The organism is Cellulosimicrobium sp. BMG9.22 (assembly GCF_059159975.1).
Genome location: NZ_JBZGBY010000004.1, coordinates 179,115 through 196,634, shown reverse-complemented (window position 1 = coordinate 196,634; position 17,520 = coordinate 179,115). Strand labels below are relative to the sequence as shown.

The 17,520-nt window shown below is 72.4% G+C and carries 16 protein-coding genes and 1 pseudogene; 5 read left to right on the top strand and 12 right to left on the bottom strand.

Annotated features, from left to right (window positions below; all coding sequences use genetic code 11):
- Window positions 1–59 precede the first annotated feature (59 nt).
- The 7 genes and pseudogenes from AC4H2H_RS05090 to AC4H2H_RS05060 form a co-directional block, all read right to left on the bottom strand.
- Window positions 60–935 (bottom strand): ABC transporter ATP-binding protein, encoded by an 876-nt coding sequence (locus AC4H2H_RS05090; protein ID WP_494369729.1) that lies wholly within the window; start codon window positions 933–935, stop codon window positions 60–62.
- Window positions 932–1,870 (bottom strand): ABC transporter ATP-binding protein, encoded by a 939-nt coding sequence (locus tag AC4H2H_RS05085; protein WP_494369728.1) that lies wholly within the window; start codon window positions 1,868–1,870, stop codon window positions 932–934. The genes AC4H2H_RS05090 and AC4H2H_RS05085 overlap by 4 nt, the downstream gene beginning before the upstream one ends.
- A complete protein-coding gene (locus tag AC4H2H_RS05080; RefSeq protein WP_494369727.1) occupies window positions 1,867–3,036 on the bottom strand; it encodes an ABC transporter permease in 1,170 nt (389 codons plus the stop codon). Before AC4H2H_RS05080 ends, AC4H2H_RS05085 begins: the two co-directional genes overlap by 4 nt.
- Window positions 3,029–4,021 (bottom strand): ABC transporter permease, encoded by a 993-nt coding sequence (locus tag AC4H2H_RS05075; RefSeq protein ID WP_494369726.1) that lies wholly within the window; start codon window positions 4,019–4,021, stop codon window positions 3,029–3,031. Before AC4H2H_RS05075 ends, AC4H2H_RS05080 begins: the two co-directional genes overlap by 8 nt.
- Window positions 4,022–4,074: 53 nt before the next feature.
- Entirely contained in the window at window positions 4,075–5,772 is a 1,698-nt protein-coding gene (locus AC4H2H_RS05070; protein ID WP_494369725.1) for an ABC transporter substrate-binding protein, read from the bottom strand.
- 171 nt (window positions 5,773–5,943) lie between these two features.
- Entirely contained in the window at window positions 5,944–6,765 is an 822-nt protein-coding gene (locus AC4H2H_RS05065; RefSeq protein WP_494369724.1) for a copper homeostasis protein CutC, read from the bottom strand.
- 83 nt (window positions 6,766–6,848) lie between these two features.
- Window positions 6,849–7,173, bottom strand: a pseudogene (locus tag AC4H2H_RS05060) (NADP-specific glutamate dehydrogenase); the annotation flags it as partial.
- Between AC4H2H_RS05060 and AC4H2H_RS05055 the strand changes: the two are divergent.
- Window positions 7,088–7,276 carry a hypothetical protein gene (locus tag AC4H2H_RS05055; RefSeq protein WP_494369769.1) on the top strand — a complete coding sequence of 63 codons (189 nt, stop codon included), beginning with the start codon at window positions 7,088–7,090 and terminating at the stop codon, window positions 7,274–7,276. The pseudogene AC4H2H_RS05060 and the gene AC4H2H_RS05055 sit on opposite strands and share 86 nt — an antisense overlap.
- 83 nt (window positions 7,277–7,359) lie before the next feature.
- Here AC4H2H_RS05055 and AC4H2H_RS05050 read toward each other — a convergent pair whose 3' ends face one another.
- Window positions 7,360–7,725: a hypothetical protein gene (locus tag AC4H2H_RS05050; protein WP_494369723.1), complete on the bottom strand. Its 366-nt coding sequence runs from the start codon at window positions 7,723–7,725 to the stop codon at window positions 7,360–7,362.
- Between the two features lie 240 nt (window positions 7,726–7,965).
- On the opposite strand from AC4H2H_RS05050, the gene AC4H2H_RS05045 reads away from it, so the two are divergent.
- The 3 genes from AC4H2H_RS05045 to AC4H2H_RS05035 all read left to right on the top strand — a co-directional run bounded on the left by AC4H2H_RS05045 (window position 7,966) and on the right by AC4H2H_RS05035 (window position 11,749).
- The gene (locus AC4H2H_RS05045; protein ID WP_494369722.1) at window positions 7,966–8,256 is read left to right on the top strand and encodes a hypothetical protein; all 291 of its coding nucleotides are present in this window, start codon (window positions 7,966–7,968) and stop codon (window positions 8,254–8,256) included.
- A gap of 132 nt (window positions 8,257–8,388) precedes the next feature.
- A complete protein-coding gene (locus AC4H2H_RS05040) occupies window positions 8,389–9,048 on the top strand; it encodes a TetR/AcrR family transcriptional regulator (RefSeq protein ID WP_494369721.1) in 660 nt (219 codons plus the stop codon).
- A 58-nt stretch (window positions 9,049–9,106) separates the two neighbouring features.
- Window positions 9,107–11,749 (top strand): MMPL family transporter, encoded by a 2,643-nt coding sequence (locus tag AC4H2H_RS05035; protein ID WP_494369720.1) that lies wholly within the window; start codon window positions 9,107–9,109, stop codon window positions 11,747–11,749.
- A 199-nt stretch (window positions 11,750–11,948) separates the two neighbouring features.
- Here the strand turns inward: AC4H2H_RS05035 and purL are convergent, their stop codons facing one another.
- A complete protein-coding gene (purL, locus tag AC4H2H_RS05030) occupies window positions 11,949–14,333 on the bottom strand; it encodes a phosphoribosylformylglycinamidine synthase subunit PurL (protein WP_494369719.1) in 2,385 nt (794 codons plus the stop codon).
- Window positions 14,334–14,435: 102 nt separating this feature from the next.
- Window positions 14,436–14,828 (bottom strand): DUF1801 domain-containing protein, encoded by a 393-nt coding sequence (locus AC4H2H_RS05025; RefSeq protein ID WP_494369718.1) that lies wholly within the window; start codon window positions 14,826–14,828, stop codon window positions 14,436–14,438.
- A gap of 76 nt (window positions 14,829–14,904) precedes the next feature.
- On the opposite strand from AC4H2H_RS05025, the gene AC4H2H_RS05020 reads away from it, so the two are divergent.
- Window positions 14,905–15,951 (top strand): serine/threonine protein phosphatase, encoded by a 1,047-nt coding sequence (locus tag AC4H2H_RS05020; protein WP_494369717.1) that lies wholly within the window; start codon window positions 14,905–14,907, stop codon window positions 15,949–15,951.
- Here AC4H2H_RS05020 and AC4H2H_RS05015 read toward each other — a convergent pair.
- Window positions 15,936–16,463: a hypothetical protein gene (locus AC4H2H_RS05015; protein WP_494369716.1), complete on the bottom strand. Its 528-nt coding sequence runs from the start codon at window positions 16,461–16,463 to the stop codon at window positions 15,936–15,938. The genes AC4H2H_RS05020 and AC4H2H_RS05015 overlap by 16 nt on opposite strands.
- Before the next feature lie 94 nt (window positions 16,464–16,557).
- Complete coding sequence (locus AC4H2H_RS05010; RefSeq protein WP_494369715.1) at window positions 16,558–17,454, bottom strand: LysR family transcriptional regulator; 897 nt, start codon at window positions 17,452–17,454, stop codon at window positions 16,558–16,560.
- Window positions 17,455–17,520: the final 66 nt, after the last annotated feature.

Here is a 17,520-nt window from a genome sequence, read left to right as displayed (position 1 = left end):
CGGGAGGACGCGGGCCAGGGCGTCCGACGGACCTGGCCCGCGCCCGTCTCACCTGCCGCTCAGAGGCCCCGCGTCCCGAACCGGTCGCGGTCGGCGTCGCCGCTGCCCGCGGCCGCGAGCTCCGCGCGGACCTCGTCGCGCAGGCGGCCGTGGTTCTGCGGGTCGGGTGCGGCGCTCAGGAGCAGCTTGGTGTACTCGTGCTGCGGGTCGAGGATGACCCGGTCCGACGGCCCGCGCTCCACGACGTTGCCGCGGAACATCACGAGGATCTCGTCGCTGAAGTGCCGGGCCGTCGCGAGGTCGTGCGTGATGTAGAGGACGCCGAGGTTCTCCTCGCGCTGCAGGCGCGCAAGGAGGTTGAGCACGCCGAGGCGGATCGAGACGTCGAGCATCGACACGGGCTCGTCCGCCACGAGGAACCGCGCGCCCGGCGCGAGCGCCCGCGCGATCGCGACGCGCTGCCGCTGCCCACCCGACATCTCGTGCGGCTGCTTGGCCGCGTAGACGTCCGGGGGCGTGAGGTTCACGCGCTCGAGCAGACCGTGCACGTGCGTCTCGAGCTCGGCCTTGGTCCGCGCGACCTTGTGGATGCGCAGCGGGCGCTCGAGGTGGTGCTGCACGGTGTGGAACGGGTTGAGCGACGCGAAGGGGTCCTGGAAGACCATCTGCACGTCGTGCCGGTAGGCGTCGAGACGTCGTCCGCGCGTCGCGGAGAGCTCGCCGTCGAGCATGATGCGGCCCGACGTCGGCGTCTCGAGCTTCGCGATCATGCGGGCCACGGTCGACTTGCCCGATCCGGACTCCCCGACGACGGCGATCGTCTTCCCCGGCTCGAGCGTGAACGACACGTCGTTCACGGCACGGAGCGTCGTGCGCCTCAGGCCCTTGCGGATCGTGAAGTCCTTGACCAGGTTGCGGACGTTGAGCGTGCTCATGCGGGGGTTCCTCCCTGGCTCTCGCCGGTGCCCTCGCCCGTGCCCTCGCCCGTGCGGACGAAGGAACCACGGGCTCCCGTCAGGCTCGGGAACGAGCCGAGCAGCCGGCGCGTGTACGGGTGCCGGGCGTCCTCGTAGATGCTCTCGGCCGTGTTCAGCTCGACGATCTCGCCCCGCAGCATGACCGCGATGCGGTCGCTGATCTCCAGGAGCATCGGGAGGTCGTGCGTGATGAAGACGACGGCGAAGTCGAACTGCTCGCGCAGCCGCATGATCTCGCGCAGGATGCCGCGCTGGACGACCACGTCGAGCGCCGTCGTCGGCTCGTCCATGATCATGACCTGCGGGTTGAGCGCGAGCGCCATCGCGATCATCACGCGCTGACGCATGCCGCCCGAGAGCTCGTGCGCATAGCTGTCGAGGCGCACGGGGTCGACCCCCACGAGCTCGAGCAGCTCCGCGGACCGCGTCGCCCGTTCCGCCTTCGACATCCCCGGACGGTGGGTCTTGAGCACGTCACCGAGCTGGGCGCGGACGCTGATGACCGGGTTGAGCGAGTTCATCGCCCCCTGGAACACCATCGAGACCTTGTCCCACCGGAACGAGCGCAGCCCGTCCCCGCCGAGCGCCACGACGTCGATGTCGGTGCCGTCCCTGTCGTGGAACGTCACCTCGCCCGACGTCATGAGCGCCGGCGGCTTGAGCAGCCGGTTGAGCCCGTACGCGAGCGTCGTCTTGCCGCAGCCCGACTCGCCCGCGAGGCCGAGGATCTCGCCGCGGTGCAGCGTGAGGGACACGTCCTTCACGGCGTGCACGACCGGCGTCACCTCGTAGTCGATGGACACACCGCGCGCAGTGAGCACCGGCTCGAGGCCCGCGACATAGGCGTCGTGCTCGGGCGTCGTGAGCGGCCCGGCGTCGGTCGTGGCGGTCATGCTCCCACCGTCTCCTTCTGCTCGTCGGGGGCCGTGGTGGCGTCCGTGCGGTGCCGGCCGCCCCGCGACGCGGACCCACCGGGCGCGGGTGCGTCGTCGAGACCCGCGATCCCGAGGCCGGCCCGGCTCGCCCTGCGCACGTTCTTCACGGCCGCGGGCGCGTTGCGCAGCTTGGGGTTGATGATCTCGTCGATCGCGAAGTTCATGAGCGACAGACCGGCGCCGAAGATCGCGATCATGAGGCCCGGCGGGACGAACCACCACCAGGCGCCCGCGCTCAGCGCACCGCCGCCGTAGGCGTCCATGATCATGGTGCCCCACGTGATGGAGCCGTTCGGCCCGAGCCCGATGAAGGACAGGCCGGCCTCACCGAGGATCGCGAGGATCACCGCACCGAGGAACTGCGCCGCGAGCAGCGGGAGCAGGTTCGGCATGATCTCGACGAGGACGATCCGGAAGGTCTTCTCGCCGGCCACGCGGGACGCGGCGACGTAGTCGCGGTTGCGCAGGGACCTGGCCTGGGACCGCAGGATCACCGCCGACCCCGCCCAGCCGGTGATGCCGAGGATGAGGGCGACCAGCAGCAGGCTGCGGCTCTGCGCGTAGATCGCGATGACCATCATGAGCGGCAGGCCCGGGATGACGAGCATGACGTTGGTCCCCAGCGAGAGGAACTCGTCCGTCCAGCCGCCGAGGTAGCCGGCCACGATCCCGAACACGAGCGACAGGGTGATCGCGATCGTCGCGGCGACGAGGCCGACCATGAGCGAGCCCTTGGCGCCGTACGCGAGCTGCGCGAAGACGTCGTAGCCGAGCTTCGTCGTGCCCAGCAGGTGCTCCGTGCTCGGCGGGAGCATCGCGTCGTTGCCCGAGAACCGCGGGTCCTGCACGAAGAACGGGGCGACGAAGGCGAACAGCGTGATGCCGAGGGTGAGGACGACGCCGACGGCGAGCTTCACGGAGAACGAGGGGAGGAGCTGGCGGAAGCCCCGCCGTGCCGTCGTGCCCAAGGGTGCGGCCGTCCCGACCGCGCTCGCCTCCACGATCGCGCTCTCGACCGGCTGCGGGCCGTCCTCGGCGGGCAGTCCGTCGACGGCGGTGTCGTCGAGCGGGACCACCGAGCCCGCGTTCTTGGTGAGCTCCTGCTCGCGGATGTCGTCAGCCATTGTGCCGCGTCCTCGGGTCGATGAATCCGTAGACCAGGTCCATGAAGAACGTCGCCACCAGCACGGTGAGCGTGATGACGAGGAACAGGCCCTGCATGAGGGCGAAGTCGTTGCCCTGGACGGCGGTGATCATGAGCTTGCCGAGACCGGGGTAGGTGAACACCTGCTCCATGACGATCGCCCCGGTGACGACGAACGCGAGCGAGATGCCGAACCCCGCGATCGACGGGAGGGCCGCGTTGCGCGTCGCGTAGGTGAGCAGGATCCGCGACCGGCGCAGGCCCTTGGCCTCCGCGGTCGTGATGTAGTCCTCCGACAGCGTGGAGACCATCATGTTGCGCATCCCGAGCAGCCAGGCGCCGAACGACGAGAGCACGACCGTGAGCGCGGGCAGGAAGCCGTGGTAGATCACCGAGCCGACGAACGCCCAGCTCAGCTCGGGCCCGTCGAACGTGAAGACGTCGTACCCGCCGATCCGGGGGAAGACGGGGTTCTCGACGGCGAACAGGTAGGCCAGCAGCAGCGCGACCCAGAAGTACGGGAGCGACTGCAGCAGCGTCGAGGCGGGGATGAGGTTGTCCACCCAGGTGCCGCGCCGCCAGCCGATCCACGCGCCGGCCGCGATGCCGAGGACGAACGAGATGATCGTCGCGATGCCCAGGAGGCCGATCGACCACGGCAGCGCGGCCCCGATGAGCTCGGTGACCGGCGTCGGGAACTTCGTCACCGAGACGCCGAGGTCCCCGCGGAGGATGTTGCCCCAGTACGCCACGTACTGGTCCCACATCGACTGGTCGGTGTCTGCTCCGAGGAGGAGCCGGATGGTCTTCTCGACCCCGGGTGCGACCTCGCCGTTGCGGGCCATCTTGGCCAGCATGATGTCGGCGGGGTCGCCCGGCATGAGCCGGGGGATCAGGAAGTTCAGGGAGATGGCAGCCCACAGGGTGAACGCGTAGAACGCGATCCGCCGGGCGTAGTACTTCATCGGGTGCTTCCCTCGCTCATCACGGCTCCTCCTCGGTGCGGCTCAGCGGAGCGTCACTCGGCGGGCTTCAGGTTGCCGAGCACGTAGCCCGCGGAGACCGAGCCCCACGACGGCGGGAAGGCGTAGAGGTCGTCCTCCGTCGGCCAGCCCGTGTAGTCCGTGTCGTTGAAGAAGGTCTGCGTCGCGTTGATGACCAGCGGGATGTACGGCAGGTCGCGGGTGATCTCGGTCTGGATCGTCGCGTACGCGTCCTTCTTCGCCGCCTCGTCGTTCGTCGCGGCCGCAGCCTGCACGGCCTCGTCGACGACGGGGTTGGCGTAGCGGGAGAAGTTCCACTCGCCCGGCTCGAGCTGCGTGCCGACCGCCTGCGTGTAGTCGCCCGAGAGCCAGTCGCGGTAGATCTGGAACGGGTCGGCCACCGAGGTGCCGATCATGCCGCCCATGATGAGCTGGTAGTTGCCGGACTGGCGCGAGTCGGAGAACTCCTGCCAGCTCACCGTGCTCGCGGTGACGGCGATGCCTGCGGCCTTGGCCTGCTCCTCGATGAGCTTCGCGGCGTCGTTGTAGTCGGTCCAGCCGTCGACGGAGGTGAGGGTCAGCTCGACCTTCTGGCCGCCCTTCTCGTAGATGCCGTCGGCGCCCTTCGTGTACCCGGCGGCCTCGAGGATCTCCCCCGCTGCGGCAGCGTCGGCCGACTGCGGCGACTCCTTCTCGACGTCCGGCGAGATCCACTGGTCGTCACGGCCGAGGAGCGCGAACGTCGGCGAGACCGTCGCGGCGAGCCCGACGAACGCCTTGTCGTTGATGGTCCCGCGGTCGATCGCGACGTCGAGCGCCTGGCGCACGGCGACGTCCGTCTGCGGGCCGGTGCAGCCGAGGTCCGCGTTGGCGCACGTGTAGAGCACCGTCGGGTCCTGCGGCGTGTTGATGTAGCCGCTCGGGCCGCCGGAGGACGCGATCCCCTCGGGGTCGGGCACGAACATGCCGGCCCAGTCGAGGTCCCCGGCCTTGAGCAGGTCCTCCGCCGACGCGTTCGCGTCGATGCCGAGGTACCGGACCTCCTTGACGGCGGGCTTGCCCTCGTCCCAGTAGCTCTCGTTGGCGACGAGCGTGTAGGCCGCGTCGGACGTCGTCTTCACCGTGTAGGGGCCGGTGCCGACCGGCTCCTCGTTGGTGAAGGTGGTCATCTCCTCGGCCGACTTCTCCGACCAGACGTGCTCCGGGATCATCCACGAGGCGCCCATGAGCGCGAACTCGTTGGTGTACTGGGGGCCCTCGAACGTGAGGACGACCGTCGACTCGTCGGTCGCCTCGGCCGACGTGAGGTACGTGGGCTTGGACGCCTCGTTGGTGAACGAGAACACGACGTCGTCGGCGGTGAAGTCCTCGCCGTCGTTCCACGTGACGCCCTCGCGGATCTTCACCGTGAGCTGCGTGCCGTCCTCGTTCCACTCGAACGACTCGCCGAGCATCGGCGTCGGCTCGCTCGCCTGGGCCTTGTTGTAGACGAAGAGCGTCTCGTAGACCGGCCCGAGCGCACCGTGCAGCACGGTGGGCGCGAAGGGGTTGAAGTTGGCGACGATCGGGGTCTGCGAGCCGGCCCAGACGTTGAGGACTCGCCCGCTCTCGGCGCCCGTCCCCTCGTCGCCCTCGCCGTTGCCGCCGCCGGAGCAGCCGGCCGCCAGGAGAGTCACGCCGGTCACGAGCGCAACCGCCGTGAGCAGACGCTTGCGCGCCGTGCTTGGAATCATCATCGGTCCTTTCGCATGGACGACGCGTCGTCGCGTCGTTCGTCGTGGCGCCCTGGGGCGTGTGCAGGAACACTAACTAACTCCGGGCAAGCCGCTCCCGAATACGACAGGAAAGTTACCTAACTGATACATGCCCGCAACGGACGGTCCCGATGACCGGTCCGGAGCGGCTCAGCGCGCGGCGTCGAGAGCCGCGCGTGCAGCCGCCGCGACCTCCGGGTCCGTCACCTCGTAGCCGGAGTCGCCCCCGCCCCCCGGCCCGGCGTCGTCGGCCACGACCCGCTTGGCGGAGAGATGGACGGCGTCCACGCCGGCCGCGACGAGCGCGCCGACGTCCTCGGTCCGCACTCCCCCGCCGGCCATGACCTGGACCGCTCCGCCGAGCGGGCCGTGGGCGTACGCGACCATCGCGCGCAGCCGGTCCACGCCGTCGATGCTGCGCGGGGCGCCACCGGAGGTGAGCACGCGCACCACGCCGAGACCGGCGAGCCGGTCGAGCGCGGCGAGCGGGTCGGCGACGACGTCGATCGCGCGGTGGAAGGTCACCTCGCGGCCGTCGGCAGCGGCGACGAGCGCGCGCAGGGCGTCGGCGTCCACCTCGCCGTCGGCGGTCAGGGCACCGACGACGACGCCCGCGGCACCCGCCGCGACCGCGGCGCGGACGTCGCGCACCTGGACGTCGAGGTCGTCGCGCGTGAGCACGAAGCCGCCCGGGCGCGGCCTCACGAGGACGTGCACCTCGACGCACGGGCGGCCGTCGGTGCCCGGGCCGGGAACCACGACGACCGCCGCGCGGGCCGCCTCGACTGCCGCCTCGACGAGCCCGGCGCTCGGCGTGAGGCCGCCCGTCGCGCCGAGCCCGACGCACAGCTCGACCCGGCGCGCGCCCACGGCCGCGGCGACCCGCACGCCCTGCGGGTCCTGCACGGCGAGCTCGAGCGCGACGTCGCGCCGCGCGTCCCGGGTCGATCCCTCGGTGTGGGTGGTCGTCACTGCGCTCTCCCGTCGTCCGGTGCGGCCGGCCCGTCCGTCGCACGGAGGCACGACGGCGGCCGTCGGACAGGGTAGACGACGGCTCAGATCACCCCGAGCGCGATGATGGCGTCGGCGAACTGGGTGAAGCCCGCGATGTTGGCGCCGAGCACGTGGTTGCCCGGCGCGCCGTACTCGTCGGCGGTCTCGACGCACCGGTCGTGGATGCCGGTCATGATCTGCTCGAGCCGCTCCTCGGTGTACTCGAACGTCCACGCGTCGCGCGAGGCGTTCTGCTGCATCTCGAGGGCCGACGTCGCGACGCCGCCCGCCGTTCGCGGCCTTGCCCGGCGCGAACAGCACGCCCGCGTCCTGGAGCAGCGCGACGGCGGCGGGCGTCGTGGGCATGTTCGCCCCCTCGGCCACCCCCGTCGCCTCGGTCCGCACGAGCGAGCCGCCCCACGAGATGCCCTTGCCGGTCGGGCTCGCACACGCGCTCGAGCACGGCGGCCTCGACGTAGCGGTCGTCTGACACGGGCGGAACCCTCGACGGTACGCCTGTGCCAGATCTACTCGTACCCGCGTCTCGCTCTCCGCCGCCAGAGCGGCGACCGGTCACCAGCTCCAGCCGCGCGCGCTGAGCTCGAGCTCCTCGCGGAACCGCTCGTCGTCCCCGGCGCGGAAGCCCGCCTGCAGCGGCGCGTCCTCGACGGGAAGGCCGGTGAGGCGGCACGCCTCGCGCAGCAGCGCGTCGTACGCGCCCTGCACCGCGAGGTAGTGGTGGGCGCGGGCGAAGACCTCCGGGTCCGCCTCGATGCGCCGCAGCTCGGCCGCGAGCTCGCTGAGCCGGATCTGGACGGCGAGCGTCGCGAGCGGGTCGGGAGCCGGCGCCCGACGGCGCAGTCCGGCACCGCGCAGCACCCACCACACGGCGGCGACCGTGCACGCCGTCGCGCACCAGATCATGAGCAGCCACGACATCGGAGCCGATCCTCTGCGCGGGGGACCCACAGGACTCCACCAGTCTAGATCCACGCTCCATGCCGAGCCACGGCGCACCCGGCAGACCCTCGGGCCCGTGCGCTGCGGCCGTACGATGCAGGACGACGGCGGTGCCGCGGGACGTGGCGCGCCACGACGACAGGGGCAGCGCACGACGATCGCACCGCGGCTGAGGACGGTCGCCTTCGGTGCCAGCTCTGGGCCGCCGTCCTCGTGCCCGTGGCCCTGCTCGCCGGGGCGGTGGTCGCCGGCGGCGGGCTGATGATCGCCGCGTTCGCCGTGGCCGCGATCCCGATCGCAGGCCTCTTCGCCCTCGCACCCCTGCTCGGCGCGTGGGTCGGCAGGATGCGCGGCGCCGACGACGTCCCGCTCCCGCCGGGTGACGACGCGGCCGAGGTCGCGAGCGCCGTCGTCGGCCCCGCGGTGGTCGCGCTCTGGGTCGCGCAGCTCGCGCTCGCGCTCGTCGGTGCCAGAGCGCGACGCCGGGTCGTAGCCCCGGCCGGTGCCTGACCCACGGCACGTCGTCGCAGGGGCACGCCTCCCCTTGCTGCGTGCCGGTCGGCGACACGGTCGACGCGATGCGACCCGGCCTCGCCGGAGGCAAGTTTGCACTCAGTGCATCGATGCACCTAGTGTCGTGAGGTGCTCTCCGCCTCCCCCGCCCTCCCGGCGACCGACCGCCGTGCGGCGCTGCGCGCCCGCCACCGCCAGGCCATCGTCGACGCCGCGGCGGCGCTCATGGAGGAGAAGGGCGGCGACCGGTTCACGGTCGACGAGCTCGCGGCCCGCGCGGACGTCGCACGCCGCACGATCTTCAACCACTTCGCCTCGCTCGACGACGTCGTGGTCGAGGTGTGCGAGGACGTGCTGGGCGCCGTCGTGGACAGCCTCGGGGCGAACGCGGCGTCACCGACGGACGAGAGCGCCCTCCGTCGCGCACCGCTCGACGACCTCACGGCAGCGCTCCAGGGCACCGACCTCCTCGGTCCGATGGCCTACCTGACGCGCGCCCTCGGCGGCACGTCGAACGCACCCGGCCCGCACGTCACGACCATGGTCGCGCGCACCTTCACCCACCTCGCCGAACGCCTCGTCGCCGAGACCGCGCGCCGCCACCCCGACGTCGACCGGCTCGACCTCGAGATGCTCGTCGGCGCGCTCATGAGCGGCCTCCTCGTCATCCACCGGCGCTGGTGGGATGCCACCGACGCGGCCGACGACGACGCGTCGCGCCGCGTGTGGACCGAGCTGCTCGACCGGCTCGTCGACCGCACGCGCTCCGGCTACGCCGACCCAGCCTGAACCTGGCTCACGCCGCTCAGAACCCGACCGACCACCGGCCTCCCACCGAAGGACCCTCATGGCTGAACTCCTCTACCGCCTCGGCCGCGCGTGCGCCCGCCGTGCACGGACCGTCCTCGCCGCGTGGCTCGCGGTGCTCGTGCTCGCCGGGGCGGCCTTCGCCGCGTTCGGCGGCACGCTCGCGACCAGCTTCTCCATCCCCGGCACCCCGACGGCCGAGGTGACCGAGCGGCTGCAGACCGCCCTCCCCGAGGCCTCGGGCGGGAGCGGAACGATCGTCTTCTCGACCGAGGACGGCTCCGCGTTCACCGCGGAGCAGCAGGCGCAGATCGCCGACCTCGTCGCCGACGCGAGCGAGGTCGACGGCGTCGAGACGGTGATCGACCCGTTCGCGACGTCGGCAGAGCTCGCCGACCAGGCCGCCCAGGTCGAGGGCGGACGGACCCAGATCGCCGACGGCCGGACGCAGATCGAGGACGGGCGCACCCAGCTCGAGGCAGGCCAGGCACAGCTCGACGCCGCCCGCGCACAGCTCGACGCAGGCCAGGCCCAGCTCGACGAGGCCCGTGCCCAGGCAGAGGCTGCCGGGGCCGCCGAGCAGGCCGCACCGGAGCTCGACGCCCAGCAGGCGCAGCTCGACGCCGGTCGCGCCCAGCTCGACGCGCAGGCCGCGACGATCGAGGAGCAGCTCACCGCGCTCGAGGACCAGAGCGCGACGCTCGAGGAGCAGTCCGCACAGCTCGAGCTCTCGGCACCGCTGCTCGAGATGGCGTCCGAGATCCGCATGGTCTCGGAGGACGGGAGCGCCGCGGTCGCGAGCGTCTCCTTCACCGAGCCGAACCTGAGCATCGAGCAGCAGACGAAGGACGACCTCGTCGCCGTCTTCACCGACGCCCCGGTCGACGGCGTGCAGACCGACTTCTCGGCCGACATCACCCAGGGCGTACCGCAGGTGTTCGGCGTGGGCGAGGCGATCGGCCTCGTCGTCGCCGCCGTCGTGCTGGTCGTCATGCTCGGCACGCTCGTGGGTGCCGGCCTGCCCATCCTCACCGCGCTCATCGGGGTCGGGATCGGCGCGCTCGCCGCGATGTCGCTGTCCGGTGTCGTCGAGATGTCGTCCGTGACGCCGGTCCTCGGCCTCATGCTCGGGCTCGCCGTCGGGATCGACTACTCGCTGTTCATCATCAACCGGCACCGCCGCCAGCTCAAGCAGGGCGACGAGGTGCACGAGTCGATCGCGCTCGCGAACGGCACGTCGGGCAACGCGGTCGTGTTCGCCGGCGCGACCGTGCTCATCGCGCTCCTCGCGCTCAACATCACCGGCATCCCGTTCCTCGGGCTCATGGGCACGGTCGGCGCGCTGTGCGTCGCCATCGCCGTGCTCATCGCCGTGACCCTGACGCCCGCCCTGCTGGGCATGATCGGCATGCGCATCCTCAGCAAGCGCGAGCGGGCGCGGCTCGCCGAGACGACCACCGCGGGCGGCGCGACGGTCGCCGCGGGCGAAGCCGCGCCGTCGGGCACCGCAGCTGCGGGCACGACGGCGGCCGCCCCGGCCGTGAAGCCGGTCCAGCCGATGTCGACGGTGCGTGCCGTGGGGACCGCGCTGCTGAGCATCGTCGCGCTCGGCGTGATCGCGATCCCGGCGCTCGACCTGCGGACCAACCTTCCCGACGGCTCGTCGGAGGCGCACGACTCGACGCAGTACCGCGCGTACTCCACGATCGCCGAACAGTTCGGCGAGGGGATGAACGGGCCCCTGCTCGTCGTGGCCGACCTCCCCGGCGAGCCGACCGAGGCGGAGGCGCTCGAGTACCAGGTGCGCGTCGCCGAGGAGCTCTTCGAGCAGGACGACGTCGTCGCGGTCGCGCCGATCGGCACGTCCGAGGACCGGACGGTCGCCGCGTTCCAGGTCGTCCCCGCGGAGGGCCCGACGAGCGAGTCCACCGAGGAGCTCGTCCACAGCCTCCGTGCCCTCGAGCCGCTCGACGGCGAGGTGACGCTCGGCGTCGCAGGTTCCGCGAGCGGCAACATCGACATCTCCGAGAAGCTCGCGCAGGCGCTGCCGGTCTACCTCGCGGTCGTCGTCGGGCTGTCGCTGATCATCCTGATCCTCGTGTTCCGGTCGATCTTCGTGCCGGTCGTCGCGACGCTCGGGTTCATCCTGTCGTACTTCGCCGCGCTCGGCGGGGTCGTCGCGATCTACCAGTGGGGCTGGCTGGCGGGGGTGTTCGGCGTCGAGACGCCGGGCCCGATCCTCAACTTCCTGCCCACGATCCTCGTCGGCATCCTGTTCGGCCTCGCGATGGACTACCAGCTCTTCCTGGGCTCGGGCATGCGGGAGGCGTACGCCCACGGGGCTCCGGCGCGCGTCGCGATCGTCCAGGGCCTGCGCGCCGGGCGGTCCGTCGTGACGGCGGCGGCGATCATCATGATCTCCGTGTTCGGCGGGTTCGTGTTCTCGCACAGCGCGATGATCCGGCCCATCGGGTTCGCGCTCGCGTTCGGCGTGCTCGTCGACGCGTTCGTCGTGCGCATGCTGCTCGTCCCGGCGCTCATGCACCTCGTGGGCGACAAGGCCTGGTGGCTCCCCCGCTGGCTCGACCGCATCCTGCCCGACGTCGACGTCGAGGGCGCCGCCCTCGAGCGCCGGCACCCGCACCACGTCGAGACGCCGGAGCCGGAGCCCGCGCGCAGCTGACCGGGCCGGGTCACTCCACGGTGCCGGTGGACCGACCCGCCGAGCACGACGTTGCTGTCGTTCTCGAGCGCTTTCCGACAACAATCCCGTGGTCGACCGCGCGCAGGGTCGTGCTCGGCGTGCCCGCGCGACCGGCAGCAGCCCGGGGACGACGACGCCCCGGTCACCAGAGCGGTGACCGGGGCGTCGTGGAGCGGTGTCAGCCGAAGATGGCCGGCAGCGTGCCGCGATAGGCCACGTCCGCCTCGCTGAGCGGAACGGTGAACAGGCCCGCGACCTCGAGCGCCTCGCCGGACTCCGCCGCAGCGGAGGGCTCGGTGCCCGTCTCGCCGATCTTCAGCACGGGGACGCCGCGCGCGACGCACGCGTCGACGAGCTTGGACTCCTCGCCGCGCGGCACCGCGACGAGCGCGCGCGCCGTCGACTCCGAGAACAGCGCCTCGAACGGGGTCACTCCGTCGCGCTCGACGAGCGCGTCGAGCGACACCGTGGCGCCGACGCCGAACCGCAGCGACGCCTCGAGCAGCCCCTGCGCGAGCCCGCCCTCGGACAGGTCGTGCGCGGCCGACACGAGGTCGTCGCGGCTCGCGTTGACGAGCACGCCGGCGAGCGCCTTCTCCGCGGCGAGGTCGACGCGGGGCGGGACGCCACCAAGGTGGGAGTGGACGACGTCGGCCCACGCCGACCCGTCGAGCTCGCCGCGCGTCGTGCCGAGCAGGTAGATGCTCTCGCCCGTCTCGCGCCAGCCCGACGGCGTGGCGTGCGCGACGTCGTCGAGCACACCGAGGACGCCCACGACCGGGGTGGGGTGGATGGACGAGTCGATCTGGCCGGGCTCGCCCGTGCCGTTGTAGAGCGACACGTTGCCGCCCGTCACCGGGACGCCGAGCTCGCGGCACGCGTCCGCGAGGCCCTCGATCGCCTCGACGAGCTGCCACATCGAGTCGGGGTCCTCGGGCGAGCCGAAGTTGAGGCAGTCGGTCACGGCGAGCGGGCGCGCGCCCGTCGTCGCGACGTTGCGGTACGCCTCCGCGAGCGCGAGCTGCGCGCCCGTGCGCGGGTCGAGCTTGCCGTAGCGGCCGTTCGCGTCGGTCGCGAGGGCGACGCCGAGGCCCGTGGACTCGTCGACGCGGATCACGCCCGAGTCGTCGGGCTGCGCGAGCGCGGTGTTGCCCTGCACGAACCGGTCGTACTGGTTCGTCACCCACTCCTTCGACGCGAGGTTCGGCGACGCGAGCAGGCGCAGCGCGGTGGCGCGCAGGTCGTCGCCGGACTCGGGGCGAGCAAGACGGCCGGCGGCGGCTCCCGAGATCGTGTCGGCGTTGAGCCCGTCCTGCCACGACGGCCGCGCGTACGGGCGGTGGTACACCGGGCCCTCGTGCGCGACCGTCTTCGGGTCGACGTCGACGATGCGCTGGCCGTGGTGGTCGATCGTCAGGCGGCCGGAGCCGTTGACCTCGCCGATGACGGCGGTCTCGACGTCCCACCTGCCGGTGATCGCGAGGAACTCGTCGAGCTTGTCGGGCGCGACGACCGCCATCATGCGCTCCTGCGACTCCGACATGAGGATCTCGCCCGCGTTGAGCGTGGGGTCGCGCAGGAGGACGTCGTCGAGCCAGACGTGCATGCCGCCGTCGCCGTTGGAGGCGAGCTCCGACGTCGCGCACGAGATGCCCGCCGCGCCGAGATCCTGGATGCCCTCGACGACCTTCGCCGCGTAGAGCTCGAGGCAGCACTCGATGAGGACCTTCTCCATGAAGGGGTCGCCCACCTGGACGCTCGGACGCTTGGCGGGCACGCCGTCCTCGAACGTCTCCGAGGCGAGGATCGAGGCGCCGCCGATGCCGTCGCCGCCCGTGCGGGCGCCGAAGAGGATGACCTTGTTGCCGGTGCCGGACGCGTTCGCGAGGTGGATGTCCTCGTGTCGCAGCACGCCGAGGCACAGCGCGTTGACGAGCGGGTTGCCCTGGTAGGACGAGTCGAAGACGAGCTCGCCGCCGATGTTCGGCAGACCGAGCGAGTTGCCGTAGCCGCCGACGCCGGACACCACGCCGTGCACGACGCGCGCCGTGTCCGGGTGGTCGACCGCGCCGAAGCGGAGCTGGTCCATGACGGCGACGGGGCGCGCGCCCATCGAGATGATGTCGCGCACGATGCCGCCGACGCCCGTCGCCGCGCCCTGGTAGGGCTCGACGAACGACGGGTGGTTGTGCGACTCGACCTTGAACGTCACGGCCCAGCCGTCACCGATGTCGACGACGCCAGCGTTCTCGCCGATGCCGACGAGCAGGTGCTTCTTCATCTCGTCCGTCGTGGCCTTGCCGAACGTCGACAGGTGCACCTTGGACGACTTGTAGGAGCAGTGCTCGGACCACATGACGGAGTACATCGCGAGCTCCGCGGCCGTGGGGCGGCGCCCCAGGATGTCGCGGATGCGCTGGTACTCGTCCGGCTTGAGGCCGAGCTCGGCGTACGGCTGGACCTCGTCGGGAGTCGCGGCGGCGTGCTCGACGGTGTCGAGCGTCGGTCGAGCGGCGGAACGGCCGGCAGGGCGTGCAGAAGCCTGGGATGCGGGGGCGGTCATCGGTTCCCTCGGGTGGGCGCTGGCGGGGAGCGCACGACGGCGCGCACCCAGTCTACCGGCGACGCGCAGCGAAGGGTTCGGCCGCCGTCGCGCGAGCTTCTGCTACGCCTCCGCCAACCACGCCCGGATGACCGCGACGATCGCGTCGCGACGCTCCGGGAGCTCCGCGGCGACCGGCAGGGCGAGGGTCGCCCGGATGTCCGAGTGCCAGGTGAGCAACCCGTCGGGGTCACCGGAGAACCGCGGCGCAGCGTCCTTGTCCTCGGCACGCTCGGTACCGCAGTGCAGCACGAGTCGCACCGGCCCTCTCCCGGCGGCGTTGATCGTGAGCCGGTCGACGCCGTCGAGCGTGTAGTCGGGCGAGTTCCACTTGACGATCTCGGTGAGCACGGGCTCCGCCTCGTGCACGAGCCCGCGCAACGACTCGACCTCGGCACGCCGTTCAGGCGTCTGGGCGGCGAGGAACTCCTCGACGGTAGCGAAGCGCTCAGGCATGAGCCGAGGCTAGACCCCGGTGCTCGCCGTCCGGCGATCGGCGCGCGGCAGTCTCCGTGACGGACACAATGGCACGATGCTCAGCACCCGACGCGTCCGTCATGAGGTCGTGTCGGCTGCGCTCGCCGCTCGCGACGACGACGAGCTGGCAGCGTTGCTCCGAGCCGCTCCACCGGGCGCCGTGGGAGTGGGCGGCGGCTCCTCGGTGCTCGACGTCGACGGCGTCCGGGTGTTCGCCAAGCGGGTCCCGATCACCGACCGGGAGCTGGCTCACCCGCACAGCACGGCGAACCTCTTCGACCTGCCGTTGTCGTGCCAGTACGGCATGCACCGCCTCGCCGGCCCCGGATTCGGAGCGTGGCGCGAGCTGGCCGCGAACCTCGTCGTCACCGAGGGGGTGCTCGCCGGTGAGTCGGTCGCCTTCGCCCTGCTGCACCACTGGCGAGTGCTGCCGGGCCGCCCTCCCGTCGCGTCCGAGCACCGGGACGTCGAGGCGGTCGTCGCCCAGTTCGGCGGCGACCCCGCCGTGCGGACCCGGTTCGAGGAGCTGGCCGACGCGCGCTCCAGCCTCGTGCTCTTCCTCGAGCACCTCCCCGACCGGCTCGACGACCGGCTGGACGACCCGGTGGCCAACGCGGAGACGGTCGAGCGGCAGCTCTTCGAGGCCGCTGCGTTCCTGCGCAGCCGGGAGCTGCTGCACATGGACGGACACTTCGCCAACATGCGGGCCGACGACGACCAGATCTACCTCGTCGATCTCGGGCTGGCCACGTCGCCGCGGTTCGAGCTGTCCGACGCCGAGCGGGAGTTCGTCGCTCGTAACGTCGACCACGATGCCGACTACGCCGCGATGCGACTGGTGAACTGGCTGGTCACCACCGTGTGCGGGGTGCCGCTGCCGGCCCACGGTGGTCCTGTCGCGCGCAACGCCTACGTGCGTCGGTGCGCGAACGGCGACGTCCCGCCGGACGTGCCGACCGAGGTCGCCGGCATCCTCGCCCAGCACGCTCCCGCGGCCGCGCGGATGAACGACTTCTGCTGGCGCCTGTTCGACGGCGACGTCGACGCGCAGTACACCGCGCCGGGCGACGTCGCCGACGCCGTCGGTCACGACGAGCGGTAGACCCGGTCGACTCGCCCCTCGTCCCGGCCCAGGAACGGCTCCACCAGGGCGAGCGCGACGGCGACGGCGCCCATCGCGAGCCCGACGCGCGTGTGCGGCAGCCGCGCGCCACGGGCTCGGAGCCTCTCGCCGCGCCGGTACGCCCACCTCTCCCCCGCGACGACGAGCGTCGACCCGAGCGCCAGACCCCCGAGCGCTCCCGCGACGAGCACCCCGGGCCGGACGGGCAGCGGCTCGGCCTCGTCCGGTACGAACGTGGTGTCGTCGCGGTCCGGGTCGTCGTCGCGCACGGCGTCACGGACGGACCGCACGCCCTCCCCTGCGTCACGACCGTCGCGCGTCGACGTCAGCGAGAGCGCGAGGCCCGCCGTGCCGATCGTCGCCTTGGCGAGCGCCCGTGCCCAACGGGGCCGGACGACGTCGGGCACGGCGTACCACGCGAGGGTGGACAGGCCCGCGATGGTGACGGCGCGCGGGTCCACAGGGCGCCTGGTCGGCTCGTGCTCGGTCATCGATCCCTCTCCTCGCGGTGCGCTCGCCTCACCCAACGGCCCGGGACCCGGGGGAGTTCCGGCGGACGGCGGCCCGCGCGGCGGGCGGCGAAGCTCAGTGCCCGACGGCGCGCAGCCGGCCCCGCAGGTAGCGCACGGCCGGGGCGTCGGTCATGGTCGCGCGCCACACGACCGTCACGGGGCGGGTGGGGACGGGTTCGCGCACGGGCACGGCGACGACCTCGGCCGGGAGCGGACCGCGCCCGAGCCGCGGGACGAGCGCGACGGCGAGGCCCTGCGCGACGACCTCGACCTGGGACGCGAACTCGAGGCACCGGAAGTCGATGCGCGGGACGCGCGGCTGCCGGGCGAACATGTGGCAGAACCACTCGTAGCAGATCGTCCCGTCGGGCGTGCAGACCCAGGTCTCGTCGAGCAGGTCCGCCGGGGTGAGCGCGTCACGGCCGGCGAGCGGGCTCGAGGCGTGCACCAGCACGTCGGCCTCGTCGCGGAACAGCTCCTCGCCGCGCAGGCTCGGCGGCAGCGCGAGGCCCACGCCCTCCCAGTGGTGCACGAGCGCGAGGTCGAGCGTCCCGGCCGCGACGGCCGCGACCGCGTCCCACGGCTCGGCCTCCTGGACGAGGAGCCGCAGGTCCGGCACGTCCTTCCGGACCTGCGCGACGAGCGGCGCGACCACGCCGCGCACCGCCGTCGAGAACGACCCGAGCCGGACCGTCCCCGTGGGGCGGGCGCCGGCGTCGTGCAGGCGGGCGCGCAGGGACTCGACCTGCTCGCGCAGCGCACGCCCCTCCTCCACGACCCTCCGGCCCGCGGCGGTGAGCACGACGCCGCGCCCCTCGCGGTCGAGCAGGCGCGCGCCGAGATCACGTTCGAGGCGCTTCACCTGCTGCGAGACGGCGGACGGCGTGTACCCGAGGTCGCGCGCGGCGGCGTGGACCGTGCCGGTGCGGTCCACCGCGAGGAGCGCGTCGACGGCGGCGAGATCGATCATGCAGCCAGGCTACCGAGAACTGTGTACGACCGTGCGCTGGACGTGCACGATGGCGTCGCGCATCCT